This is a genomic window from Streptomyces sp. DT2A-34 (assembly GCF_030499515.1).
In the GTDB taxonomy this organism is placed as follows: domain Bacteria; phylum Actinomycetota; class Actinomycetes; order Streptomycetales; family Streptomycetaceae; genus Streptomyces.
Genome location: NZ_JASTWJ010000001.1, coordinates 3,419,815 through 3,439,052 on the forward strand (window position 1 = coordinate 3,419,815; position 19,238 = coordinate 3,439,052).

The 19,238-nt window shown below is 69.8% G+C and carries 18 protein-coding genes; 10 read left to right on the top strand and 8 right to left on the bottom strand.

Going from position 1 to position 19,238, the window contains the following annotated elements:
- The 3 genes from QQM39_RS14825 to ychF all read right to left on the bottom strand — a co-directional run bounded on the left by QQM39_RS14825 (position 1) and on the right by ychF (position 3,810).
- Positions 1-663 (bottom strand): RadC family protein, encoded by a 663-nt coding sequence (locus QQM39_RS14825; RefSeq protein ID WP_301997171.1) that lies wholly within the window; start codon positions 661-663, stop codon positions 1-3.
- Positions 664-685: 22 nt separating this feature from the next.
- Positions 686-2,329 (bottom strand): DUF262 domain-containing protein, encoded by a 1,644-nt coding sequence (locus QQM39_RS14830; protein WP_301997172.1) that lies wholly within the window; start codon positions 2,327-2,329, stop codon positions 686-688.
- Positions 2,330-2,721: 392 nt separating this feature from the next.
- Positions 2,722-3,810, bottom strand: a complete 1,089-nt coding sequence (ychF, locus tag QQM39_RS14835) for a redox-regulated ATPase YchF (protein ID WP_301997173.1) — start codon at positions 3,808-3,810, stop codon at positions 2,722-2,724.
- 261 nt (positions 3,811-4,071) lie between these two features.
- Between ychF and QQM39_RS14840 the strand changes: the two genes are divergently transcribed.
- Both QQM39_RS14840 and QQM39_RS14845 read left to right on the top strand, forming a co-directional pair.
- Positions 4,072-4,281 (top strand): hypothetical protein, encoded by a 210-nt coding sequence (locus QQM39_RS14840; RefSeq protein WP_301997174.1) that lies wholly within the window; start codon positions 4,072-4,074, stop codon positions 4,279-4,281.
- A gap of 5 nt (positions 4,282-4,286) precedes the next feature.
- Positions 4,287-4,895 carry a DUF6542 domain-containing protein gene (locus tag QQM39_RS14845; RefSeq protein ID WP_301997175.1) on the top strand — a complete coding sequence of 203 codons (609 nt, stop codon included), beginning with the start codon at positions 4,287-4,289 and terminating at the stop codon, positions 4,893-4,895.
- Positions 4,896-4,961: 66 nt separating this feature from the next.
- Here the strand turns inward: QQM39_RS14845 and ppgK are convergent, their stop codons facing one another.
- Positions 4,962-5,711: a polyphosphate--glucose phosphotransferase gene (gene ppgK / locus QQM39_RS14850; protein ID WP_301997176.1), complete on the bottom strand. Its 750-nt coding sequence runs from the start codon at positions 5,709-5,711 to the stop codon at positions 4,962-4,964.
- Between the two features lie 29 nt (positions 5,712-5,740).
- The gene (locus QQM39_RS14855; RefSeq protein ID WP_301997177.1) at positions 5,741-6,760 is read right to left on the bottom strand and encodes a 4-hydroxy-3-methylbut-2-enyl diphosphate reductase; all 1,020 of its coding nucleotides are present in this window, start codon (positions 6,758-6,760) and stop codon (positions 5,741-5,743) included.
- 416 nt (positions 6,761-7,176) lie between these two features.
- Between QQM39_RS14855 and xseA the strand changes: the two genes are divergently transcribed.
- The 3 genes from xseA (at position 7,177) to QQM39_RS14870 (ending at position 9,399) form a co-directional block, all read left to right on the top strand.
- Positions 7,177-8,421 carry an exodeoxyribonuclease VII large subunit gene (xseA, locus tag QQM39_RS14860; RefSeq protein ID WP_301997178.1) on the top strand — a complete coding sequence of 415 codons (1,245 nt, stop codon included), beginning with the start codon at positions 7,177-7,179 and terminating at the stop codon, positions 8,419-8,421.
- 9 nt (positions 8,422-8,430) lie between these two features.
- Positions 8,431-8,670 (top strand): exodeoxyribonuclease VII small subunit, encoded by a 240-nt coding sequence (locus QQM39_RS14865; protein WP_301997179.1) that lies wholly within the window; start codon positions 8,431-8,433, stop codon positions 8,668-8,670.
- 138 nt (positions 8,671-8,808) lie between these two features.
- Complete coding sequence (locus tag QQM39_RS14870; RefSeq protein WP_301997180.1) at positions 8,809-9,399, top strand: malonic semialdehyde reductase; 591 nt, start codon at positions 8,809-8,811, stop codon at positions 9,397-9,399.
- A gap of 101 nt (positions 9,400-9,500) precedes the next feature.
- Here the strand turns inward: QQM39_RS14870 and QQM39_RS14875 are convergent, their stop codons facing one another.
- Entirely contained in the window at positions 9,501-10,022 is a 522-nt protein-coding gene (locus tag QQM39_RS14875) for a DUF4245 domain-containing protein (protein ID WP_301997181.1), read from the bottom strand.
- Positions 10,023-10,149: 127 nt separating this feature from the next.
- Here QQM39_RS14875 and glpX point away from each other — a divergent pair, with 127 nt between their 5' ends.
- The gene (gene glpX / locus QQM39_RS14880) at positions 10,150-11,187 is read left to right on the top strand and encodes a class II fructose-bisphosphatase (RefSeq protein ID WP_301997182.1); all 1,038 of its coding nucleotides are present in this window, start codon (positions 10,150-10,152) and stop codon (positions 11,185-11,187) included.
- Positions 11,188-11,338: 151 nt separating this feature from the next.
- Here the strand turns inward: glpX and QQM39_RS14885 are convergent, their stop codons facing one another.
- Positions 11,339-11,716 carry a WhiB family transcriptional regulator gene (locus tag QQM39_RS14885; protein WP_301997183.1) on the bottom strand — a complete coding sequence of 126 codons (378 nt, stop codon included), beginning with the start codon at positions 11,714-11,716 and terminating at the stop codon, positions 11,339-11,341.
- Positions 11,717-11,891: 175 nt separating this feature from the next.
- On the bottom strand, positions 11,892-12,581 hold the full coding sequence (locus QQM39_RS14890) for a DUF1707 domain-containing protein (RefSeq protein ID WP_301997184.1): 690 nt from the start codon (positions 12,579-12,581) through the stop codon (positions 11,892-11,894).
- Between the two features lie 165 nt (positions 12,582-12,746).
- On the opposite strand from QQM39_RS14890, the gene QQM39_RS14895 reads away from it, so the two are divergent.
- The 4 genes from QQM39_RS14895 to QQM39_RS14910 all read left to right on the top strand — a co-directional run bounded on the left by QQM39_RS14895 (position 12,747) and on the right by QQM39_RS14910 (position 19,180).
- On the top strand, positions 12,747-14,438 hold the full coding sequence (locus QQM39_RS14895; protein WP_301997185.1) for a fumarate hydratase: 1,692 nt from the start codon (positions 12,747-12,749) through the stop codon (positions 14,436-14,438).
- Between the two features lie 145 nt (positions 14,439-14,583).
- Complete coding sequence (locus QQM39_RS14900) at positions 14,584-15,993, top strand: aspartate ammonia-lyase (RefSeq protein WP_301997186.1); 1,410 nt, start codon at positions 14,584-14,586, stop codon at positions 15,991-15,993.
- Positions 15,994-16,065: 72 nt separating this feature from the next.
- Entirely contained in the window at positions 16,066-16,761 is a 696-nt protein-coding gene (locus QQM39_RS14905) for a DUF402 domain-containing protein (protein WP_301997187.1), read from the top strand.
- 277 nt (positions 16,762-17,038) lie between these two features.
- The gene (locus QQM39_RS14910) at positions 17,039-19,180 is read left to right on the top strand and encodes a SpoIIE family protein phosphatase (RefSeq protein WP_301997188.1); all 2,142 of its coding nucleotides are present in this window, start codon (positions 17,039-17,041) and stop codon (positions 19,178-19,180) included.
- Positions 19,181-19,238: the final 58 nt, after the last annotated feature.

The window sequence follows — 19,238 nt, forward strand, 5'->3', positions numbered from 1 at the left end:
TCAGTCGGGCGGGACCCGCCGCCATCCCGAATCCGTGACCACCACGTGGTCGAGGAAGCGCAGACCGACCGCCTCCGCCCCCGCCGCAAGGCGGGATGTCGTCAGGCGGTCGGCGTCGCTCGGCGTCAGGCGGCCGGTGGGGTGGTTATGGGCGACACCGAACGCCGTGCCGCCGAGGGCAAGAACGCGAGCGAGCGTGTCGCGGACCGGGACCAGGGTGCGGTCGGACGCGCCGTCAGTGAGGACGGAGGTGCGGAGGACCACGCCAGCCCCGTCGCAGGTCACCAGAACCGCGCGTTCGTGGCGCAAGCCACGGAGGAGAGGGCTCGCGGCGGCCGCCAGGTCGGCGGAGCCGGAAACCCGCCGCAGGCCGGGAGCCTGCTGCACCGCCGCCCGCCGTCCCAACTGGAACGCCGCCGCGACCCGCGCCGCCTTCGCCGGGCCTACACCCGGCAGGCTGGCGGCGAGCTCATCGGCAGGGACTCGCGACAGTGCGTACAGCCCGCCGTGCCGGGCGATCAACCGACCCGCCAGTTCCACGGCGTCCTGGCCGGCCAGGCCCGCCCCCAGCAGCAGTGCGAGAAGCTCCCGGTCGGACAGGGCCTCCGCACCCCGGTCGAGCAGCCGTTCTCGTGGCCGATCCTGCGCCGGGACCTCCCTCATGCGCATGCCGATCAGGCCCGGCTCAGTCGACCGAGTCGCGGTCGAACGGCTCCGCGTCGTCAGGTACGGGGTCGGGCTCCTCGGACTCCTCGGCGCCCATCGACGTGACGTCCGGCCTTGAGCCATCGCCGCCCTCGGCAGCCGATCCGATCAGGTCGATCAGACGCGCGTGCAGGGTCCGCGAGCGAGCCTTCAGGAAGCCCTCGTAGTCATCTCGCAGAGCAGCCTGGTAGGCGTCCTCCTCGACGAGACAGGTCCGCAGCCGAGCTCTCAGAGTGTCCTCGCCGTGCCAGTCGATCAAGTCCTTGAGATACACGGAGGGCGGAGAGTCGGAGACGTTGTTGTTGGTGATCGCGCTCAACATGATCAGGTTTCCGCACACGTTCGCCCGAGCCGCGCTCACTCCGCGTCGCTTCAGAAAGGCGCGCGGGAAGAAGTGGTGGAATTGCTTGTCGTTCTGCCCGGCCAGCGCCTTGTCGGTGTCGATGGCCTGGCCGGTGTTGAGGTCCACGGGCTTCTCGTACGACATCAGCAAGACGTGCAGCTTGGTTGGCGCGTTGGCGCGGGAGAACTGCGTCCGCTGCCAGAGCACGTCGCGCGGCAGAGCCGCCCCCGTCTCGATCTCCGTCGCCTGGCCGTTGGCGAAAGCGCTCACCGCGTCGAGGTCGGCCGTCATCTGTGACTCGCGCCAGCCCTTGAAGTACTCGCTACTCGCCGTCAGCCAGAACCACCGGCCGATCGCCGCGTACTGATCGGCGGACGGTTTGGGGAGCTGCCGGAACAGCTCCACCAGGACCGCGAACTGGTTGTAGTACGGCAGAGCCTCGGCGCGGGGGGTCCGGATCTGGGTGAAGAGGAAGTCGACCGCTCGAGCGGCCGCTTTGCCGGCCTCGCTCACCGCGTCCTGCAACTCCGCGCGGTCGAGACGCCGCAGGTCCTGGATGGACTTCGTGGAGAACCCCAAGCCGGCGGCTGCGGAAATCGTGCGGAGCATCGTCTTGGTGTCGACTCGGCCGTACCGCTTCCGGTCGAGGACCTGCAGCAGCTGTTCGATCTCCTCCTTGAGGTCGAAGTCGCTCGACCAGGTCCCGGCGCGCACAAGGTCGACGATGTCCATCCTCGTGCCCGTGCTGTTGATCCGCTCGAAGATGCGGGCCGAGTCCTCCTCGGTGACCTCGAGCATGGTCACGACCGGTACCTGGTACCCGCGAAACTGATCGCTCAGCGCCTGAGCGCGCCGCACGTGCTCGTCCGTCGGTTTATCCCTCAACACCCACGCCATCATCGAGCCCGCCGAGTCCAGGTCGCGAACGGGAATGACGTGCGCACCGGCCGGGGTCTCCTCCGTGAGATACAGGAATTCCTCACGGGCCAGGTCGAATCCGATCCTCCACCGTGCCCCCTCGCCGTGCATCGCACCCACGAGACTCGCCAGCCGCTGCTGTCCATCGATGACGTACTGCACCGGAGCCCCGGACACCTGCGGAACGGCGGTCAGCCCAGCAATCTCGTGACCGCTGGCCAGCCTCCGGTCGGACGTACGCCACATCAGCAAACTGCCGATGGGATAGTTCCGGCGGACCGAGTCCAGCAGATAGAGCACCTGTTCTGGCTCCCAGACGAACGCCCGCTGGTACTTCGGCAGAACGATCTCTCCGGACAGCACGCGGTGCGCGAGCGTCGAGATCGGCGCAATCGTCGGTTCGGGCGCTGTGACGCGCCCAGAGCCCTGAGATGACCCCATTTCGCCCCTCCACTGCTGTGCCTGCTCGCCGGTTCAGCTGTCGAGACGATCCTAGAAGTCAGCACTGACAATCCGCCGACCACGTCAGTGGACCGCCGAGCAGGTACGCAGTCCCACTACGTGCCAGCGTGCCGCAAAGACACCCAGCACGAATCCAGCACGGTACGGATAGGAGGGGTGATGACAGGTGACGAGAGGTCAGAAAATCCAGCACCTATCCAGCACCGTAAAAATCAAGGGGCCCGACCCCGAAGAGTCGGACCCCCTCTGACCTGCATGTTTGCCAGATCAACGACGTGGTGATATGTCACCCGCTACACGTTGAAGCGGAACTCCACCACGTCCCCGTCCTGCATCACGTAGTCCTTACCCTCCATCCGCGCCTTCCCCTTGGCACGGGCCTCGGTCACCGAGCCGGTCTCCACCAGGTCGGCGAAGGAGATGACCTCGGCCTTGATGAAGCCCTTCTGGAAGTCGGTGTGGATGACGCCTGCGGCCTCGGGAGCGGTGGCGCCCTTCTTGATGGTCCAGGCGCGGGATTCCTTGGGGCCGGCCGTCAGGTAGGTCTGCAGGCCGAGGGTGTTGAAGCCGACGCGGGCGAGGGTCGCGAGGCCGGGCTCCTCGGCGCCCACCGACTCCAGCAGCTCCATCGCGTCCTCCTCGTCGAGCTCGGCGAGGTCCGCCTCCAGCTTGGCGTTGAGGAAGATCGCCTCGGCGGGGGCCACCAGGGCGCGCTGCTCGTTCTTGAAGTCCTCGTCGACCAGCTCGTCCTCGTCGACGTTGAAGACGTAGAGGAAGGGCTTGGTGGTGAGCAGGTGCAGGTCGTGCAGGAGCTCGTTGCGCTCGGTGCCCTGGACGATGCCGTGCGCGAAGAGCGTGTCGCCCTTCTCCAGGATCTCCTTGGCCTCCTCGACGGCCTTCACCTTCGGCGCGATGTCCTTCTTGATCCGCGACTCCTTCTGGAGCCGGGGCAGGACCTTCTCGATGGTCTGGAGGTCGGCGAGGATCAGCTCGGTGTTGATCGTCTCGATGTCGTCCTTGGGTGAGACCTTGCCGTCGACGTGGACGACGTTCTCGTCCTTGAAGGCGCGGATGACCTGGCAGATCGCGTCGGACTCACGGATGTTCGCGAGGAACTTGTTGCCCAGGCCCTCACCCTCGGAGGCGCCGCGCACGATGCCGGCGATGTCGACGAAGTCGACGGTCGCGGGGAGGATCCGCTGGGAGGAGAAGATCTCGGCCAGCTTGGTGAGCCGCGCGTCGGGGACACCGACCACGCCGACGTTCGGCTCGATCGTGGCGAACGGGTAGTTGGCCGCGAGCACGTCGTTCTTGGTCAGGGCGTTGAACAGGGTCGACTTGCCGACATTCGGCAGACCGACGATTCCGATCGTGAGCGACACGTTGCGACTTCCCGTACGTGAGAGGACTTCAGGGCTGGGCTGGGCTGGGGCCCGGTCCTTCTTCGATCTTCGATGCAGATGATGCAGACGCACGGGCCGATCCACCAGTCTACGGCGTACCGGACCGGGCCCCGGCGGCCGAGGGTCGGCGCATCGAACAGGTGGCCAAGGTCCGCCCCCGGGCGTGTCTGAGGGCCGATTCACCACATAAACCGACCTAGGTTGGTGCAGTGGAGCCAGACAGGGCGCGACCTGCCGGGTATGACTCGCGACGCGGTACGCCGCCGCCGTTGCCGCCGCAGGCGGCGCGGGGCGGGGGTGGTGCGGGGCGGGGCGCGGGCGGGTTCGCGCGGGGTGAGCGCGGGTGCGCGCCGGACGGGGTCGGTGTGGAGCGGGGCGAAGGTCGTACGAGGCGGGGCGCGGGCGGGTTCGCGCGGGGTGAGCGCGGTGCGGGCGGTGCGGGCCGGGTGAGGGGTGTGAGCGGTTCGGATCGGTCCGTCTGGCCGCCCCGGTCGTCCGGCTCCGCCCCGGCGGCGAGCTCCTCCCGCCCCGCCCGGCCGTCCCGCGCCACCGGATCCGCCCAGCCGGCCCGGTCGACCCGGCCCGTCTCCCAGCGCCGCCCGGGTACGGCCCCGGCGGCAGCGGCGGTACGGCGACCCGGGCCGTCCCCCGCGCCGCAGACCGCGCGCCGGTTTCCCAACCCCCGGCTCACCGGTCTGGGCGGCGGCCTGTTCTGCGGTGCCGTGATGCTCCTGCTCGGCTACCTCGACGCGCTGCTGTTCGGGTCGTCGCTCACGGTGTACAGCGTGCTGTTCCTGCCGGTGTGCGTGCTGACGGCGGTCTGGGTGCGCAGGGGCGACCTGATGACCGCGCCGGTGGTCGTGCCGATCGCCTTCGCGGTGGGGCTGGTTCCGGTGGCCGACCAGGGCGGGGGGATCGGCGGTCACCTGATGGGGATCGTGACCGCCCTCGCCACTGAGGCCGGGTGGCTGTACGGGGGGACGCTGGTCACCGCTCTCATCGTGACCGTACGAAGGGTCCGCCTGATGGTGCGCAGGGCGGCGGCCCGCCGCCGGTCGGGGTGAGCGTCGACCAGCTTGTCCTCGACCAGCTTGTCCTTCGGACGTCCCTGGACGTCCTGCAGACGTCCTTCAGCTGTCCTTCTCCGCCGCCCGCATCGCCGCCCCCACGATCCCCGCGTTGTTCTGCAGCCGCGCCGGGACGATCTCCGCCTTGATGCCCTCGATGTGGGGCAGGAACTTGTGGGACTTCCGGCTCACCCCGCCGCCGATGATGAACAGTTCCGGGGAGAACAGCATCTCGACATGGGCCAGGTACTTCTGGACGCGCTCGGCCCAGTGCTCCCACGACAGGTCCTCGTCCTCCCTGGCCTTGCTGGAGGCGCGCTTCTCGGCGTCGTGGCCGTGGAGTTCGAGATGGCCCAGCTCGGTGTTGGGGACCAAGGCGCCGTCGACGAACAGCGCGCTGCCGATGCCGGTGCCGAAGGTGAGCAGGATCACGGTGCCCCGGCGGTCGCGGCCCGCGCCGAAGTGCATCTCGGCCACGCCGGCCGCGTCCGCGTCGTTGACCACCGTCACCGGCAGGCCGCCGAGACGCTCGCTGAACAACGCGCGCGCGTCCGTGTCGATCCAGCCTCTGTCGACGTTCGCCGCCGTACGGATCGTGGATCCGTCGGTGACCACGCCGGGGAAGGTCAGCCCGACCGGCCCCGTCCAGCCGTAGTGCTCGACGACCTGCTTCACACCGTCGGCCACCCCGTCGGGTGTGGCCGGGTGCGGAGTGAGCACCTTGAAGCGCTCCTGAGCGAGATCGCCCCTGTCGAGGTCCACCGGGGCGCCCTTGATCCCGGATCCGCCGATGTCCAAGCCGAAGATCTGCATGGCCCTACGTTACGACGGCGGACTGACGGTCACTCCCTCGCGTCCGCGGAGCCCTCGCCGGCCCCCGTGCGCTCGGCGACCAGCGCCGCCGCCTCCTCGCGCAGATCGCGGCGCAGCTCCTTCGGCAGGGAGAAGGTGATGGACTCCTCGGCCGCCTTGACGAGCTCGACGTCGCCGTAGCCGCGCTGGGCGAGCCACTCCAGGACCTCCTCGACCAGCACCTCCGGGACGGAGGCGCCGGAGGTGACGCCCACCGTCGTGACGCCCTCCAGCCAGGCCTCGTCGATCTCGCTCGCGAAGTCCACGAGGTAGGCCTCGCGGGAGCCCGCCAGCTTGGCGACCTCGACCAGCCGCTTGGAGTTGGAGGAGTTGCGGGAGCCGACCACGATGACCAGCTCGGCCTCGGCGCCCATCTGCTTCACCGCGAGCTGGCGGTTCTGCGTGGCGTAGCAGATGTCGTCGCTGGGCGGGGAGATCAGCTGCGGGAACTTCTCCTTCAGCGCGTCCACGGTCTCCATCGTCTCGTCGACGGAGAGGGTGGTCTGCGACAGCCACACGATCTTCGACGGGTCACGGACCTCGACCTTGGCGACATCCGCCGGGCCGTCGACGAGCTGGATGTGGTCGGGGGCCTCGCCGGACGTACCGATGACCTCTTCGTGACCCTCGTGCCCGATCAGGAGGATGTCGTAGTCCTCCTTGGCGAAGCGGACGGCTTCCTTGTGGACCTTGGTGACCAGCGGGCACGTCGCGTCGATGGTGGCCAGCTTGCCGCGCGCGGCCTCCTCGTGGACGACGGGGGCCACGCCGTGTGCCGAGAACATGACGATGTTGCCCGGCGGGACCTCCTCCGTCCGCTCGACGAAGATCGCGCCCTTCTTCTCCAGGGTCTGGACGACGTACTTGTTGTGGACGATCTCGTGCCGGACGTACACCGGAGCGCCGTACTGCTCCAGGGCTTTCTCGACGGCGATCACGGCGCGGTCCACACCCGCGCAGTAGCCACGGGGGGCGGCGAGCAGGACACGGCGGCCAGGCGAAGCAGTCATGCGTCCCATCGTAAGGGTGCGGTCGGGGGGTCGAAGGTCGTGTGGGTGACGGGTTGGTGGGGAGACTGACGGTGGGCTGTGAGGGGTTTTTCGCCCCCGCCGCCCCTACCCGTCCCATCCTGAAGGGGCTCCGCCCCTTCGACCCCGGCCAGGGGGCTCCGCCCCCTGGACCCCCGCTCCTCAAACGCCGGAGTGGCTGGAATTACCCGTCCGGCGTTTGAGGACGAGGCCCGTTCAGGGCCGAAGCGGGGGTCTGGGGGCCGCAGGCCCCCAGAGGCGGGGTCGAAGGGGCGGCAGCCCCTGGGGATGGGACGGGTAGGGGCGGCGGGGGCGAAACCCCGCGAGGCCGGCCGCAGCCCCGCCAGGCCCCCGTTCGGCTGGGCCACGTTGTCAGCGGCGGCCGTTACGCTCGGCGCATGGCTGTGAACACGTCTCCCGAATCGCCCCTGCCCGTCGGTGAGGTGTCGCGGCTCATCGGGGGGTGGATCGACCGGCTCGGGGCGGTGTGGGTCGAGGGGCAGATCACGCAGTTGTCGCGGCGCCCCGGCGCCGGCGTCGTGTTTCTGACGTTGCGGGATCCGTCGTACGACATCTCCGTCAGCGTGACGTGCTACCGGCAGGTGTTCGACGACGTCGCCGACGTGGTGAGCGAGGGCGCCAGGGTCGTCGTACTGGCCAAGCCCGAGTGGTACGCCCCGCGCGGCCAGCTCTCCCTGCGCGCCACCGAGATAAAGCCCGTCGGCGTCGGCGAGCTCCTCGCCCGGCTGGAGATGCTGAAGAAGGCCCTCGCCGCGGAAGGGCTCTTCGCACCGGAGCGGAAGAAGCCGCTGCCCTTTCTCCCCCAGCTGATCGGCCTGGTCTGCGGGCGGGCCTCCGCCGCGGAGCGGGACGTGCTGGAGAACGCCCGCCACCGCTGGCCCGCCGTCCGCTTCGAGGTGCGCAACGTCCCCGTGCAGGGCGTGCACGCCGTACCGCAGGTCGTGCAGGCGGTGAAGGAGCTCGACGAGATCGACGACGTGGATGTGATCATCGTCGCCCGGGGCGGCGGGAGCGTCGAGGATCTGCTGCCCTTCTCCGACGAGCAGCTGGTCCGGGCCGTCGCCTCATGCCGTACGCCGGTCGTGTCCGCCATCGGGCACGAGCCCGACAACCCCCTCCTCGACCACGTCGCCGACCTGCGGGCCTCCACCCCCACCGACGCGGCCAAGAAGGTCGTACCGGACGTGGGTGAGGAGTACGAGCGGATGCGGATGCTGCGCGACCGGGCCCGGCGGTGTGTCGAGGCGTTCGTCGAGCGGGAGAAGCGCGGGCTCGCGCATGCCCTCGCGCGGCCCTCGATAGAGGATCCGCACCGGATGATCGACGAACGCGCCGATCACGTGGCCTCGCTCCTGGACCGGAGCCGCCGCTGCCTCGGCCACCTCCTCGACCGCGCCGAGTCGGAGCTGACCCACACGCACGCGCGCGTGGTGGCCCTCTCCCCCGCGGCGACCCTGAAGCGCGGGTACGCGGTGCTGCAGAAGGCCGACGGGCATGTGGTGCGGGACCCGGGCGAGGTGACGGCGGACGAGGCGCTGCGGGCGCGGGTCGCCGAGGGAGAGTTCTCCGTACGGGTCGACGCACGCGTCGACGCACGCGTCGACGCACAGGCCGATGCATAGGGTGGGCGAATGACCAGCAAGGTGGAAGAGGCCCTCGGGTACGAGCAGGCCCGGGACGAGCTGATCGAGGTCGTACGGCGCCTGGAGGCGGGCGGTACGACGTTGGAGGAGTCCCTCGCGCTCTGGGAGCGGGGCGAGGAGCTGGCCAAGGTGTGCCGGCGCTGGTTGGAGGGGGCGCGGGCGCGGCTGGACGCGGCACTCGCCGAGGAGGCCGAGGCCGAGCGGGAAGACGGCCAGGACGACTCGTGACGTCATCGCGGTGATGTGAAGCGGATCACCACACCCCGCCTTTGGTTGAAGCTTGAACTTGTCTCGCGTACCGTCGACCCCGACAACCGGTCCCCGGTCCGTTTACGCGCACCACGCACATCCCGAGAAGGTTCACGCATGTCTCTCGTTCTTGACTCCGCCGCCCAGGACCTGCTGTTCCGCGAGGCCCGCACCGCCAACTCCTTCACCGACGAGCCGGTGACCGAGGAGCAGGTCCAGGCGATCTACGACCTGGTCAAGTACGGCCCGACCGCCTTCAACCAGACGCCGCTGCGCATCACCCTGGTCCGCTCCGCCGAGGCCCGTGAGCGCCTGGTGCAGCACATGGCCGAGGGCAACCAGGCCAAGACCGCCGCCGCCCCGCTGGTCGCGATCCTGTCCGCGGACAACGAGTTCCACGAGGAGCTGCCGCACCTCTTCCCGGCCTTCCCGCAGGCGAAGGACCTCTTCTTCAGCGAGCGCGCGGCCCGTGAGAACGCCGCCGGCATGAACGCCGCCCTCCAGACCGCGTACTTCATCGTCGGCGTCCGCGCCGCCGGCCTGGCCGCCGGCCCCATGACCGGCTTCGACTTCGAGGGCGTCCGCAAGGAGTTCCTGGACGACGACCACACCCCGCTGATGGTCGTCAACATCGGCAAGCCGGGCCCCGACGCCTGGTACCCGCGCTCCCCCCGTCTGGAGTACGACCAGGTCATCACGACGGTCTGACCGACCCGAGCACCCGGCGGGCACCGAGCCCGCGCACACGAAAGGCCCCCGGCGGTGTCGCCAGGGGGCCTTTCGTCGTCAGCCGAGTCGTGCGCGGACGGTCAGTGCGCCTGCAGCGCCTTCGCCATCCGCGTCAGCTGCTCGAACGACGCCGTCCCCGCCACCACGGTCGTCGCGCCCTTCTCCTGGTGCACGAGGGCGTCGTACCGGCCGCCCGTGTACCGCGTCCACGTCCGGTCGCCGATCTCCTCGGTGACCTTGGTCGCCTGCCCGCCCTGGGTGGCCTCCTCCAGGAAGGTCGCCGGCTTCTCGGCCGACTGCTCGACCTGCACGTACTCCCCTCCGGGGATGTGGAAGCCGAGGTGCCACGCGTCGAAGTCGTCGCCCTTGAAGCGGACGGAGGTCGCCTTCCAGGACTCGGGCAGGCCCTGCGGCGCGACCACGGGGTAGGACGCCGCGCGGCGGGCCGTGAGCAGCTCGACGCGGTAGTCGACCCGCGGGAGGTCGGGAGCGCCGTCCTCATGGGGAACGAAGAGATAGATGACTCCCGCCGCGAGCACGGTCACTCCCAGGGAGAGGACCATGTTGCGGACCGACTTCTGCTTGCCGTTCGAACCTGCCACGCCCCCTATCGTCGCAGGTGCCCCGGCTGCTCATCCGTGGGGCCCCCTGCTCATACTGCGCGCCCGAGGATAGAGTCAGGGCGGTCACCCTCATCCGGCCGTCGTCGTATCAGAAAGGTGCGCTCCGATGACCGAGAATCATCATCATCTGCCGTCCGAACTCGAAGTACCCAGCGAAGCCCCCGACCGCAACCTCGCCCTGGAACTGGTCCGCGTGACCGAAGCGGCGGCGATGGCCGCGGGCCGCTGGGTCGGGCGCGGCGACAAGAACGGCGCCGACGGTGCCGCGGTGCGCGCCATGCGGACCCTCGTCCACACCGTGTCGATGAACGGCGTCGTCGTCATCGGTGAGGGCGAGAAGGACGAAGCACCGATGCTCTTCAACGGAGAGCGGGTCGGCGACGGAACCGGGGCCGAGGTCGACATCGCCGTCGACCCGATCGACGGGACCACGCTGACCGCGAAGGGCATGCCCAACGCGATCTCCGTGCTCGCCGCGGCCGACCGGGGGTCCATGTTCGACCCGTCCGCCGTCTTCTACATGGACAAGCTGGTCACCGGGCCCGAGGCCGCCGACTTCGTCGACATCAACGCGCCCGTGGAAGTGAACATCCGCCGGGTCGCCAAGGCGAAGCGGTCCACGCCGGAGGACGTCACCGTCGTCATCCTCGACCGGCCTCGCCACGAGGGCATCATCAAGGAGATCCGGGACGCCGGTGCGCGCATCAAGCTGATCTCCGACGGCGATGTCGCCGGGTCCATCTACGCACTGCGTGAGGGCACCGGCGTCGACATGCTGCTCGGCATCGGCGGTACGCCGGAGGGGATCATCTCGGCCTGTGCCGTGAAGTGCCTCGGTGGAACCATCCAGGGCAAGCTGTGGCCGAAGGACGACGAGGAGCGGCAGCGGGCGATCGACGCCGGGCACGACCTGGACCGGGTGCTGATGACCGATGACCTGGTCGCCGGGGACAACGTGTTCTTCGTCGCGACCGGGATCACCGACGGTGAGTTGCTGCGGGGTGTGCGGTACCGGTCGGAGACCGCGACCACCGACTCGATCGTGATGCGGTCGAAGTCGGGGACGGTGCGCAGGATCGACTCCGAGCACCGGTTGAGCAAGCTGCGGGCTTACAGCGCGATTGACTTCGACCGCGCGAAGTAGTGAGTAGCGCCTGAGAGCTCGGGACTGCGGATCGTCGGCGGCTACCGGTTGTGTGTGGTTGATCGCGCAGTTCCCCGCGCCCCTTGGGTTGGCCCACTCCCCTTGGTCAAAAAGGCGCCCCCTGTGCGGAGGGGGCGCCCTTTGTTGCTTCTCAGCCTGCCTGCGCTATACGGTCCGCCGTCCTCGTCGCCTTCTTCAACTCCATCTCGCGGCGGCGGCGCCTCGCCAGGACCACTCGGCGTTCCGCTGCGGTGAGACCGCCCCAGACGCCGTACGGTTCGGGCTGCAGAAGGGCGTGTTCGCGGCACTCGACCATGACCGGACAGCGGGCGCAGACTCGCTTGGCGGCCTCCTCGCGGGAGAGGCGGGCCGCGGTGGGCTCCTTCGAAGGGGCGAAGAACAGGCCGGCCTCGTCGCGGCGGCACACGGCCTCTGTATGCCACGGGGCGTCTTGGTCCCTGTCTCGCACTGGCACCCGCTGGGCCGGAACGGCAGCTACCTGCAGGGACGAATGCGGCGGTTGCAGCACGGTCTACTCCTGACGACGGCTTCGCGAGCGAGAGACGATGCAGCAAGGTCTACCCGCTGTGCGCGCGCCTATGCAGCCAGTTCCGAACCGCTGGATTTCGGGGGGTCGTGCGCGCCGCCGCAGGGCGACGGGAACGGCCGTGGAGCCGGGACGGAGACGGACTGATTCGCGATCGTCAACGATCCAGATGCTTGCGCAAACCCTTGTCGACCTTGCGCTGCACGCGGTCGAGAATGTCCGCGACGAGCTTCCCCCGCTTCGGCCGGCCCTCGATGTGGCCGAGTACCGCCCAGCCGTCGACATGGACGACCGGCGCCTGGGGATCCTCCGCGTCGAGCGTGTCCACCTCGAAGTTGCCGAGGACACCGCCGCCCGTGCCGCGCAGCGAGACGTTCTCCGGCACGCGGACCTCCACGCTGCCGAAGACCGATATCGCGCGGATGACGACCTGCTGGTACTCGAAGAGCGCCTCACTGAGGTCTATCTCCACGCTGCCGAAGATCGCGTACGCATGGATACGGCGGCCCGCGCGCCAACGGCCCCTGCGGACGGCGCTGCTGAAGACCGCCACCACGTTCTCGTCGGGGTCGGCGGGGATCGCGCCGGGGGCGGGGCGGGCGGGGGCGGGCACATACGGCGCGCGGCGCACGTGGGCTGCGGGCAGGTCCCGTATGAAGACATCCAGTTCACCGACCGTCTTCGCCGCCAGCACGCCCTCGACGCGCTCGGCGTGCTCATCGGCGGTGAGGCGGCCCTCGGCCAGGGCGTCGCGCAGGATGTCGGCGATCCGGTCGCGATCGGCGTCGGAGGCGCGGAGCTCGGTGACATCGGAGACGGTGGGCGCAGGGCGCTTCTGAAGGTCCACGACAAGCAGCGTACCGAAACACGATAGATCGCGATACCCCTGCGGATGACGAAGGGGATGCCGAACTGAGCCTTACCTCACAAGCTCCCGGCCTCGGACAGGTTCTACGCTGATGAGGCCGCCAATGGAGGCGGCTGTCGTCTGTCGAGTGAGGAATGGGCTGAGATGCCTGAGTTCGCGTACACCGATCTGCTCCCCATGGGAGAGGACACCACCCCGTACCGGCTGGTGACCTCCGAGGGTGTCTCCACCTTCGAGGCCGACGGGCGGACGTTCCTCAAGGTCGAGCCCGAGGCGCTGCGCAAGCTGGCCGAGGAGGCCATCCACGACATCCAGCACTATCTGCGGCCCGCGCACCTGGCTCAGCTGCGGCGCATCATCGACGACCCGGAGGCGTCCAGCAACGACAAGTTCGTCGCCCTGGACCTGCTGAAGAACGCGAACATCGCGGCCGCCGGCGTGCTCCCCATGTGCCAGGACACCGGTACGGCGATCGTGATGGGCAAGCGCGGCCAGAACGTGCTTACGGAGGGCGGCGACGAGGAGGCCCTCTCCCGCGGCATCTACGACGCGTATCTGAACCTCAACCTGCGCTACTCGCAGATGGCTCCGCTCACCATGTGGGAGGAGAAGAACACCGGCTCCAACCTCCCCGCGCAGATCGAGCTGTACGCCACCGACGGCGGCGCCTACAAGTTCCTGTTCATGGCGAAGGGCGGCGGCTCGGCCAACAAGTCCTTCCTCTACCAGGAGACGAAGGCCGTCCTGAACGAGGCCTCCATGATGAAGTTCCTGGAGGAGAAGATCCGTTCGCTGGGTACGGCCGCCTGTCCGCCGTACCACCTGGCGATCGTGGTGGGCGGTACGTCCGCCGAGTACGCGCTGAAGACCGCCAAGTACGCCTCCGCGCACTACCTGGACGAGATCCCGGCCGAGGGCTCGCCGCTCGGGCACGGCTTCCGGGACAAGGAGCTGGAGGAGAAGGTCTTCGAGCTGACGCAGAAGATCGGGATCGGGGCGCAGTTCGGCGGCAAGTACTTCTGCCACGACGTGCGGGTGGTGCGGCTTCCCAGGCACGGCGCTTCGTGCCCCGTCGCCATCGCCGTGTCCTGCTCCGCCGACCGTCAGGCCGTCGCGAAGATCACGGCCGAGGGCGTCTTCCTGGAGCAGTTGGAGACGGACCCGGCGCGGTTCCTGCCGGAGACGACGGACGAGCACCTTGCTGAATCCCATAGCGGCTCCGCCGCGGGGGACGGGGACGTCGTCAAGATCGACCTCAACCAGCCGATGGACTCGATCCTCGCGGAGCTCACCAAGTACCCGGTGAAGACCCGGCTTTCGCTCACCGGCCCGCTGGTCGTGGCCCGTGACATCGCGCACGCCAAGATCAAGGAACGCCTTGACGCGGGCGAGGAGATGCCGCAGTACCTGAAGGACCACCCGGTGTACTACGCGGGTCCGGCGAAGACGCCCGAGGGTTACGCGTCCGGCTCCTTCGGGCCGACCACGGCCGGCCGTATGGACTCCTACGTCGAGCAGTTCCAGGCGGCGGGCGGCTCCAAGGTGATGCTGGCGAAGGGCAACCGGAGCAAGCAGGTCACGGACGCGTGCGGCACCCACGGCGGCTTCTACCTGGGCTCCATCGGCGGCCCGGCCGCCCGCCTCGCCCAGGACTGCATCAAGAAGGTCGAGGTCGTCGAGTACGAGGAGCTCGGCATGGAGGCCGTCTGGAAGATCGAGGTCGAGGACTTCCCCGCGTTCATCGTCGTCGACGACAAGGGCAACGACTTCTTCCAGGACCCGGCGCCGGCGCCGACGTTCACGTCGATTCCGGTGCGGGGGCCGGGGCTGGTCTGACGCCCGCGTTCGTACGGACCGCCCTCACCCGTGGACGACGGGTGAGGGCGGGGCCCACGAGGAGTGACGAGACCGCGCCTGACGATCCCGGGTGGGGAATACACCCCCAAACCCATGCGCTCTCACTCCCGGAGGTACGACAACGATGACGACCAAGGCCGACGACGGCGACCAGCAGTATCGAATCGAGCACGACTCCATGGGCGAGGTCCGCGTCCCCGCGGACGCCAAGTGGCGGGCCCAGACCCAGCGGGCCGTCGAGAACTTCCCCATCTCCGGCCAGCGCATCGAGCGCGCCCACATCGAGGCCCTCGCCCGGATCAAGGGGGCCGCCGCAAAGGTGAACGCGCGGCTCGGGGTGCTCGACAAGGACATCGCCGAGGCCATCCAGGAAGCCGCTCACGAGGTCGCCGAGGGGCGGTGGGACGAGCATTTCCCCATCGACGTGTTCCAGACCGGGTCCGGCACCTCGTCCAACATGAACACCAACGAGGTCATCGCCAGCCTCGCAACCGAGCGGCTCGGGCGGGACGTACATCCGAACGACCACGTCAACGCCTCGCAGTCCTCCAACGACGTCTTCCCGTCCTCCATCCACATCGCCGCCACCGCCGCCGTCACCCGCGACCTCGTCCCGGCCCTCGAGCACCTCGCCGGGTCCCTGGAGCGCAAGGCCGAGGAATTCGCCGACGTCGTGAAGTCGGGGCGGACCCATCTCATGGACGCCACGCCCGTGACGCTGGGTCAGGAGTTCGGCGGTTACGCGGCCCAAGTGCGGTACGGCGTCGAGCGGCTCCACGCCTCCCTGCCCCGCCTCGCCGAACTTCCCCTCGGCGGTACGGCCGTGGGGACTGGCATCAACACCCCGCCCGGGTTCTCCGCCGCCGTCATCGAGGAGGTCGCCCGCACCACCGGGCTGCCCCTCACCGAGGCCCGCGACCACTTCGAGGCGCAGGGCGCCCGGGACGGGATCGTGGAGACCAGCGGGCAACTGCGGACCATCGCGGTCGGGCTGACGAAGATCGCCAACGACCTGCGGTGGATGTCGTCCGGACCGCGCACCGGGCTCGCGGAGATCAGCCTCCCCGACCTCCAGCCGGGGTCGTCGATCATGCCCGGCAAGGTCAACCCGGTCATCCCCGAGGCCGTGCTCATGGTCGCCGCTCAAGTCGTCGGCAACGACGCCACCGTGGCCACCGCCGGAGCCGCCGGCAACTTCGAGCTGAACGTGATGCTGCCCGTCATCGCGAAGAACGTCCTGGAGTCGATCCGGCTGCTCGCGAACGCCTCCCGGCTGCTGGCCGACCGCACCGTCGACGGCATCGTCGCCCACCGCGAACGGGCCCTGGAGTACGCCGAGTCGTCACCCTCCGTGGTCACGCCGCTCAACAAGTACATCGGGTACGAGGAAGCCGCCAAGGTCGCCAAGAAGGCGCTCGCGGAGCGGAGGACGATCCGTCAAGTCGTCCTGGACAGCGGGTACGTGGAGCGCGGCGACCTCACCGTCGAGCAACTCGACGAGGCCCTCGATGTCCTGCGGATGACACGGCCGTAACCAATGATCACCGCGGCGTGAACCGTGACGCGTGCCGCAGCGTCGTATGCCTGTGGCACCTAATATCTGTGCATGGCGGACGGTGGAGCGGTGACGACGGAAGTGGAAGCGGGCGGATCGACGGGCTTCTGGGCGCCCGGCACACACATCCTGTGGCGGTACCGGGAGAACGCCGGCCGTCGCTTCCACATCGCGCGTCCCGTCACCGTCGTACGGGACGACGCCGAGATCCTCGCCGTATGGCTGGCCCCGGGGACGGAGTGCGTCAAACCCGTGCTGGCCGACGGGACCTCCGTGCACATGGAACCGCTGGAGACGCGGTACACCAAGCCGCGTTCCGTCCAGCGCGACCGGTGGTTCGGGACCGGGGTGCTGAAGCTCGCGCGGCCCCGGGAGCCGTGGTCGGTGTGGCTGTTCTGGGAACCCGGGTGGCAGTTCAAGAACTGGTACGTGAACCTTGAGGAGCCGATGGCCCGTTGGGCGGGCGGGGTGGACTCCGAGGACCACTTTCTCGACATCTCCGTGCACCCGGACCGCAGTTGGCACTGGCGGGACGAGGACGAGTTCGCGCAGGCCCAGCGGGACGGGCTGATGGACGACCGGCTCGCCGCGCAGGTGCGGGAGGCGGGGCGCGAGGCGGTGGAGGTGATCCGCGCCTGGGGGTCGCCGTTCGCGGACGGCTGGCAGCACTGGCGCCCCGATCCCGCCTGGGCTGTACCTTCTTTGCCTGAGGACTGGGATCGCACACCCGCGCACATGTCCTCATGAGACCCTTGATGCGCCCCCGGGCAACAAACGTAGGATCGTCCTCCGCAAGGGCGCGCAGCGACAACTACCGGAGTGCGCGCCGGGCTTGACCGATCGTCACCGAGGGGCGGCAGGACGTGAGCGAGGGTTACCAGGGCAACGTCGGGACGGGCAGACGCTGCCCCGACGGCACAGGAACTGCCTCTGGTCACGCGGCAATTCCGTTCCTGGGGCACGTATTCCGGGTATCGGAGTTTCGGCGGGCCGAACTGCGCGCATGGCGCGCAGCCCCGGACGGATGGATTCGAAAGGCGTGACGGAGCAGCCGACCTCCTTCGAACGCCCCGAGACGGGCGTGGACCCCGCGGAGCCCCGCGGGGCGCTCGTGCGTACCTCGACACCGTCCACGGCGCACTCCACGCCGCCGCACTCCCCTGGCGGCGACTCCCGCGCGGGGACCGCCTTACCCGCGCAGGCGCGCACCGGAGAGACCCCCTCCACGCCGGGCAGCACCGCACCGTCCGGCCCGAGCAAGGAGCCCCCAGACATCGCCGGCAACGGCCCCGAGCACTCGCAGCCCTCCGTCGCCGCCGAGCCCGACACACACCGGCCGCGGCCCGTTCCGGAGGCCATACCGCCCCAGCCCGGCGCCGAGCAGCCGCAGGATTCCGCCGAGCGGCGCTCCGGGCAGGGACTGCCGCCGGGGCGGCCCACGCCGATGCGGCGGGACGGAGACCGGCTGCGCTTCGTGGGCGCCGCCACCCGGCGGATCGCCCGCGGCATCGACCTGGACGAGATCGTGATGGGGCTGTGCCGGGCGACCGTGCCGACCTTCTCCGACGCGATCCTCGTCTATCTGCGCGACCCGCTGCCGGTCGGCGACGAACGGCCCACGGGGCCCGTCGTGCTGCGGCTGCGCCGTACCGACCGGATCCCGGAGGAGCGGGACACCGAGGGCGGCTTCCTGTCCCCGGGGGCGCAGCAGCCGGAGCCGAACGAACTGTCCGAGCTGTCGGCCGTCACCGCCGAACTCTGCGAGGTGCGGCCCGGCGGTGCGCTCGCCGAGGTGCTGCGCGGCGTACGTCCCGTCTTCGCCGACGCGCCCGCCGCCCGCGCCGCCCTGCCCGAACTCCTCGGCGAGGACGGCGAGTTGATCATCCCCGACGGTCAGCGTGCGATCCTCGCCCCGCTGCGCGGCCGCCGCCGTGTCATCGGCGCCGCGGTCTTCCTGCGCCGCCCGGACCGCATCGCCTTCGAGCCCGACGACCTCCTCGTCGCCGCCCAGCTCGCCACGCACAGCGCGCTCGGCATCGACAAGGCGGTGCTGTACGGCCGGGAGGCGTACATCGCCGACGAGTTGCAGCGGACGATGCTGCCGGAGACCCTGCCGCGTCCGACGGGCGTGCGGCTCGCCTCCCGCTACCTCCCGGCCGCCGAGACGGCCCGGGTGGGCGGCGACTGGTACGACGCGATCCCGCTGCCGGGCAGCCGCGTGGCGCTGGTCGTCGGTGACGTCATGGGCCACTCCATGACGTCGGCCGCGATCATGGGCCAGCTGCGGACCACGGCCCAGACCCTCGCCGGCCTCGACCTGCCCCCGCAGGAGGTCCTGCACCACCTCGACGAGCAGGCCCAGCGCCTGGGCACCGACCGCATGGCGACCTGCCTGTACGCGGTCTACGACCCGGTCTCGCACCGCATCACCATCGCCAACGCCGGTCATCCGCCGCCGGTCCTGCTGCACCTGGGCGGCCGTGCGGAAGTGCTGCGCGTACCGGCAGGGGCGCCGATCGGCGTCGGCGGCGTCGACTTCGAGGCCGTGGAGCTGGACGCACCGGCCGGAGCGACGCTGTTGCTGTACACCGACGGTCTCGTCGAGTCGCGCCTGCGTGACGTGTGGACCGGCATAGAGCAGCTGCGCGAGAAGCTCGCCGCCACCGCGCAGCTCACCGGACCCGACCACCCGCCGCCCCTCGAAGCGCTCTGCGACGAGGTCCTCGACATGCTCGGCCCGGGCGACCGGGACGACGACATCGCGCTGCTCGCCGCCCGCTTCGACGGGATCGCGCCGAGCGACGTGGCGTACTGGTTCCTGGAGCCGGAGGACGCGGCGCCGGGTCGTGCCCGACGGCTGGCCCGGCGTGCGCTGGCCCGCTGGGGCCTCGAGGAGCTCACCGACTCGGTCGAGCTGCTGGTCAGCGAGGTCGTGACCAACGCGGTGCGGTATGCCACGCGGCCGGTGACATTGCGGTTGCTGCGGACCGATGTGCTGCGGTGCGAGGTCGGGGACGACGTACCGCAGTTGCCGCGCCTGCGCCAGGCCCGGGCCACGGACGAGGGCGGGCGTGGGCTGTACCTGGTGAACCGGCTGGCCCGTCGGTGGGGGGCCACGCGGTTGAGTACTGGCAAGGTGGTGTGGTTCGAACTGAACCGGGGCTGAGCGAATCACAGTGGGCCGTACCGCCGCCGACCGGCGGTACGGCCCACCGCTTCGCTCT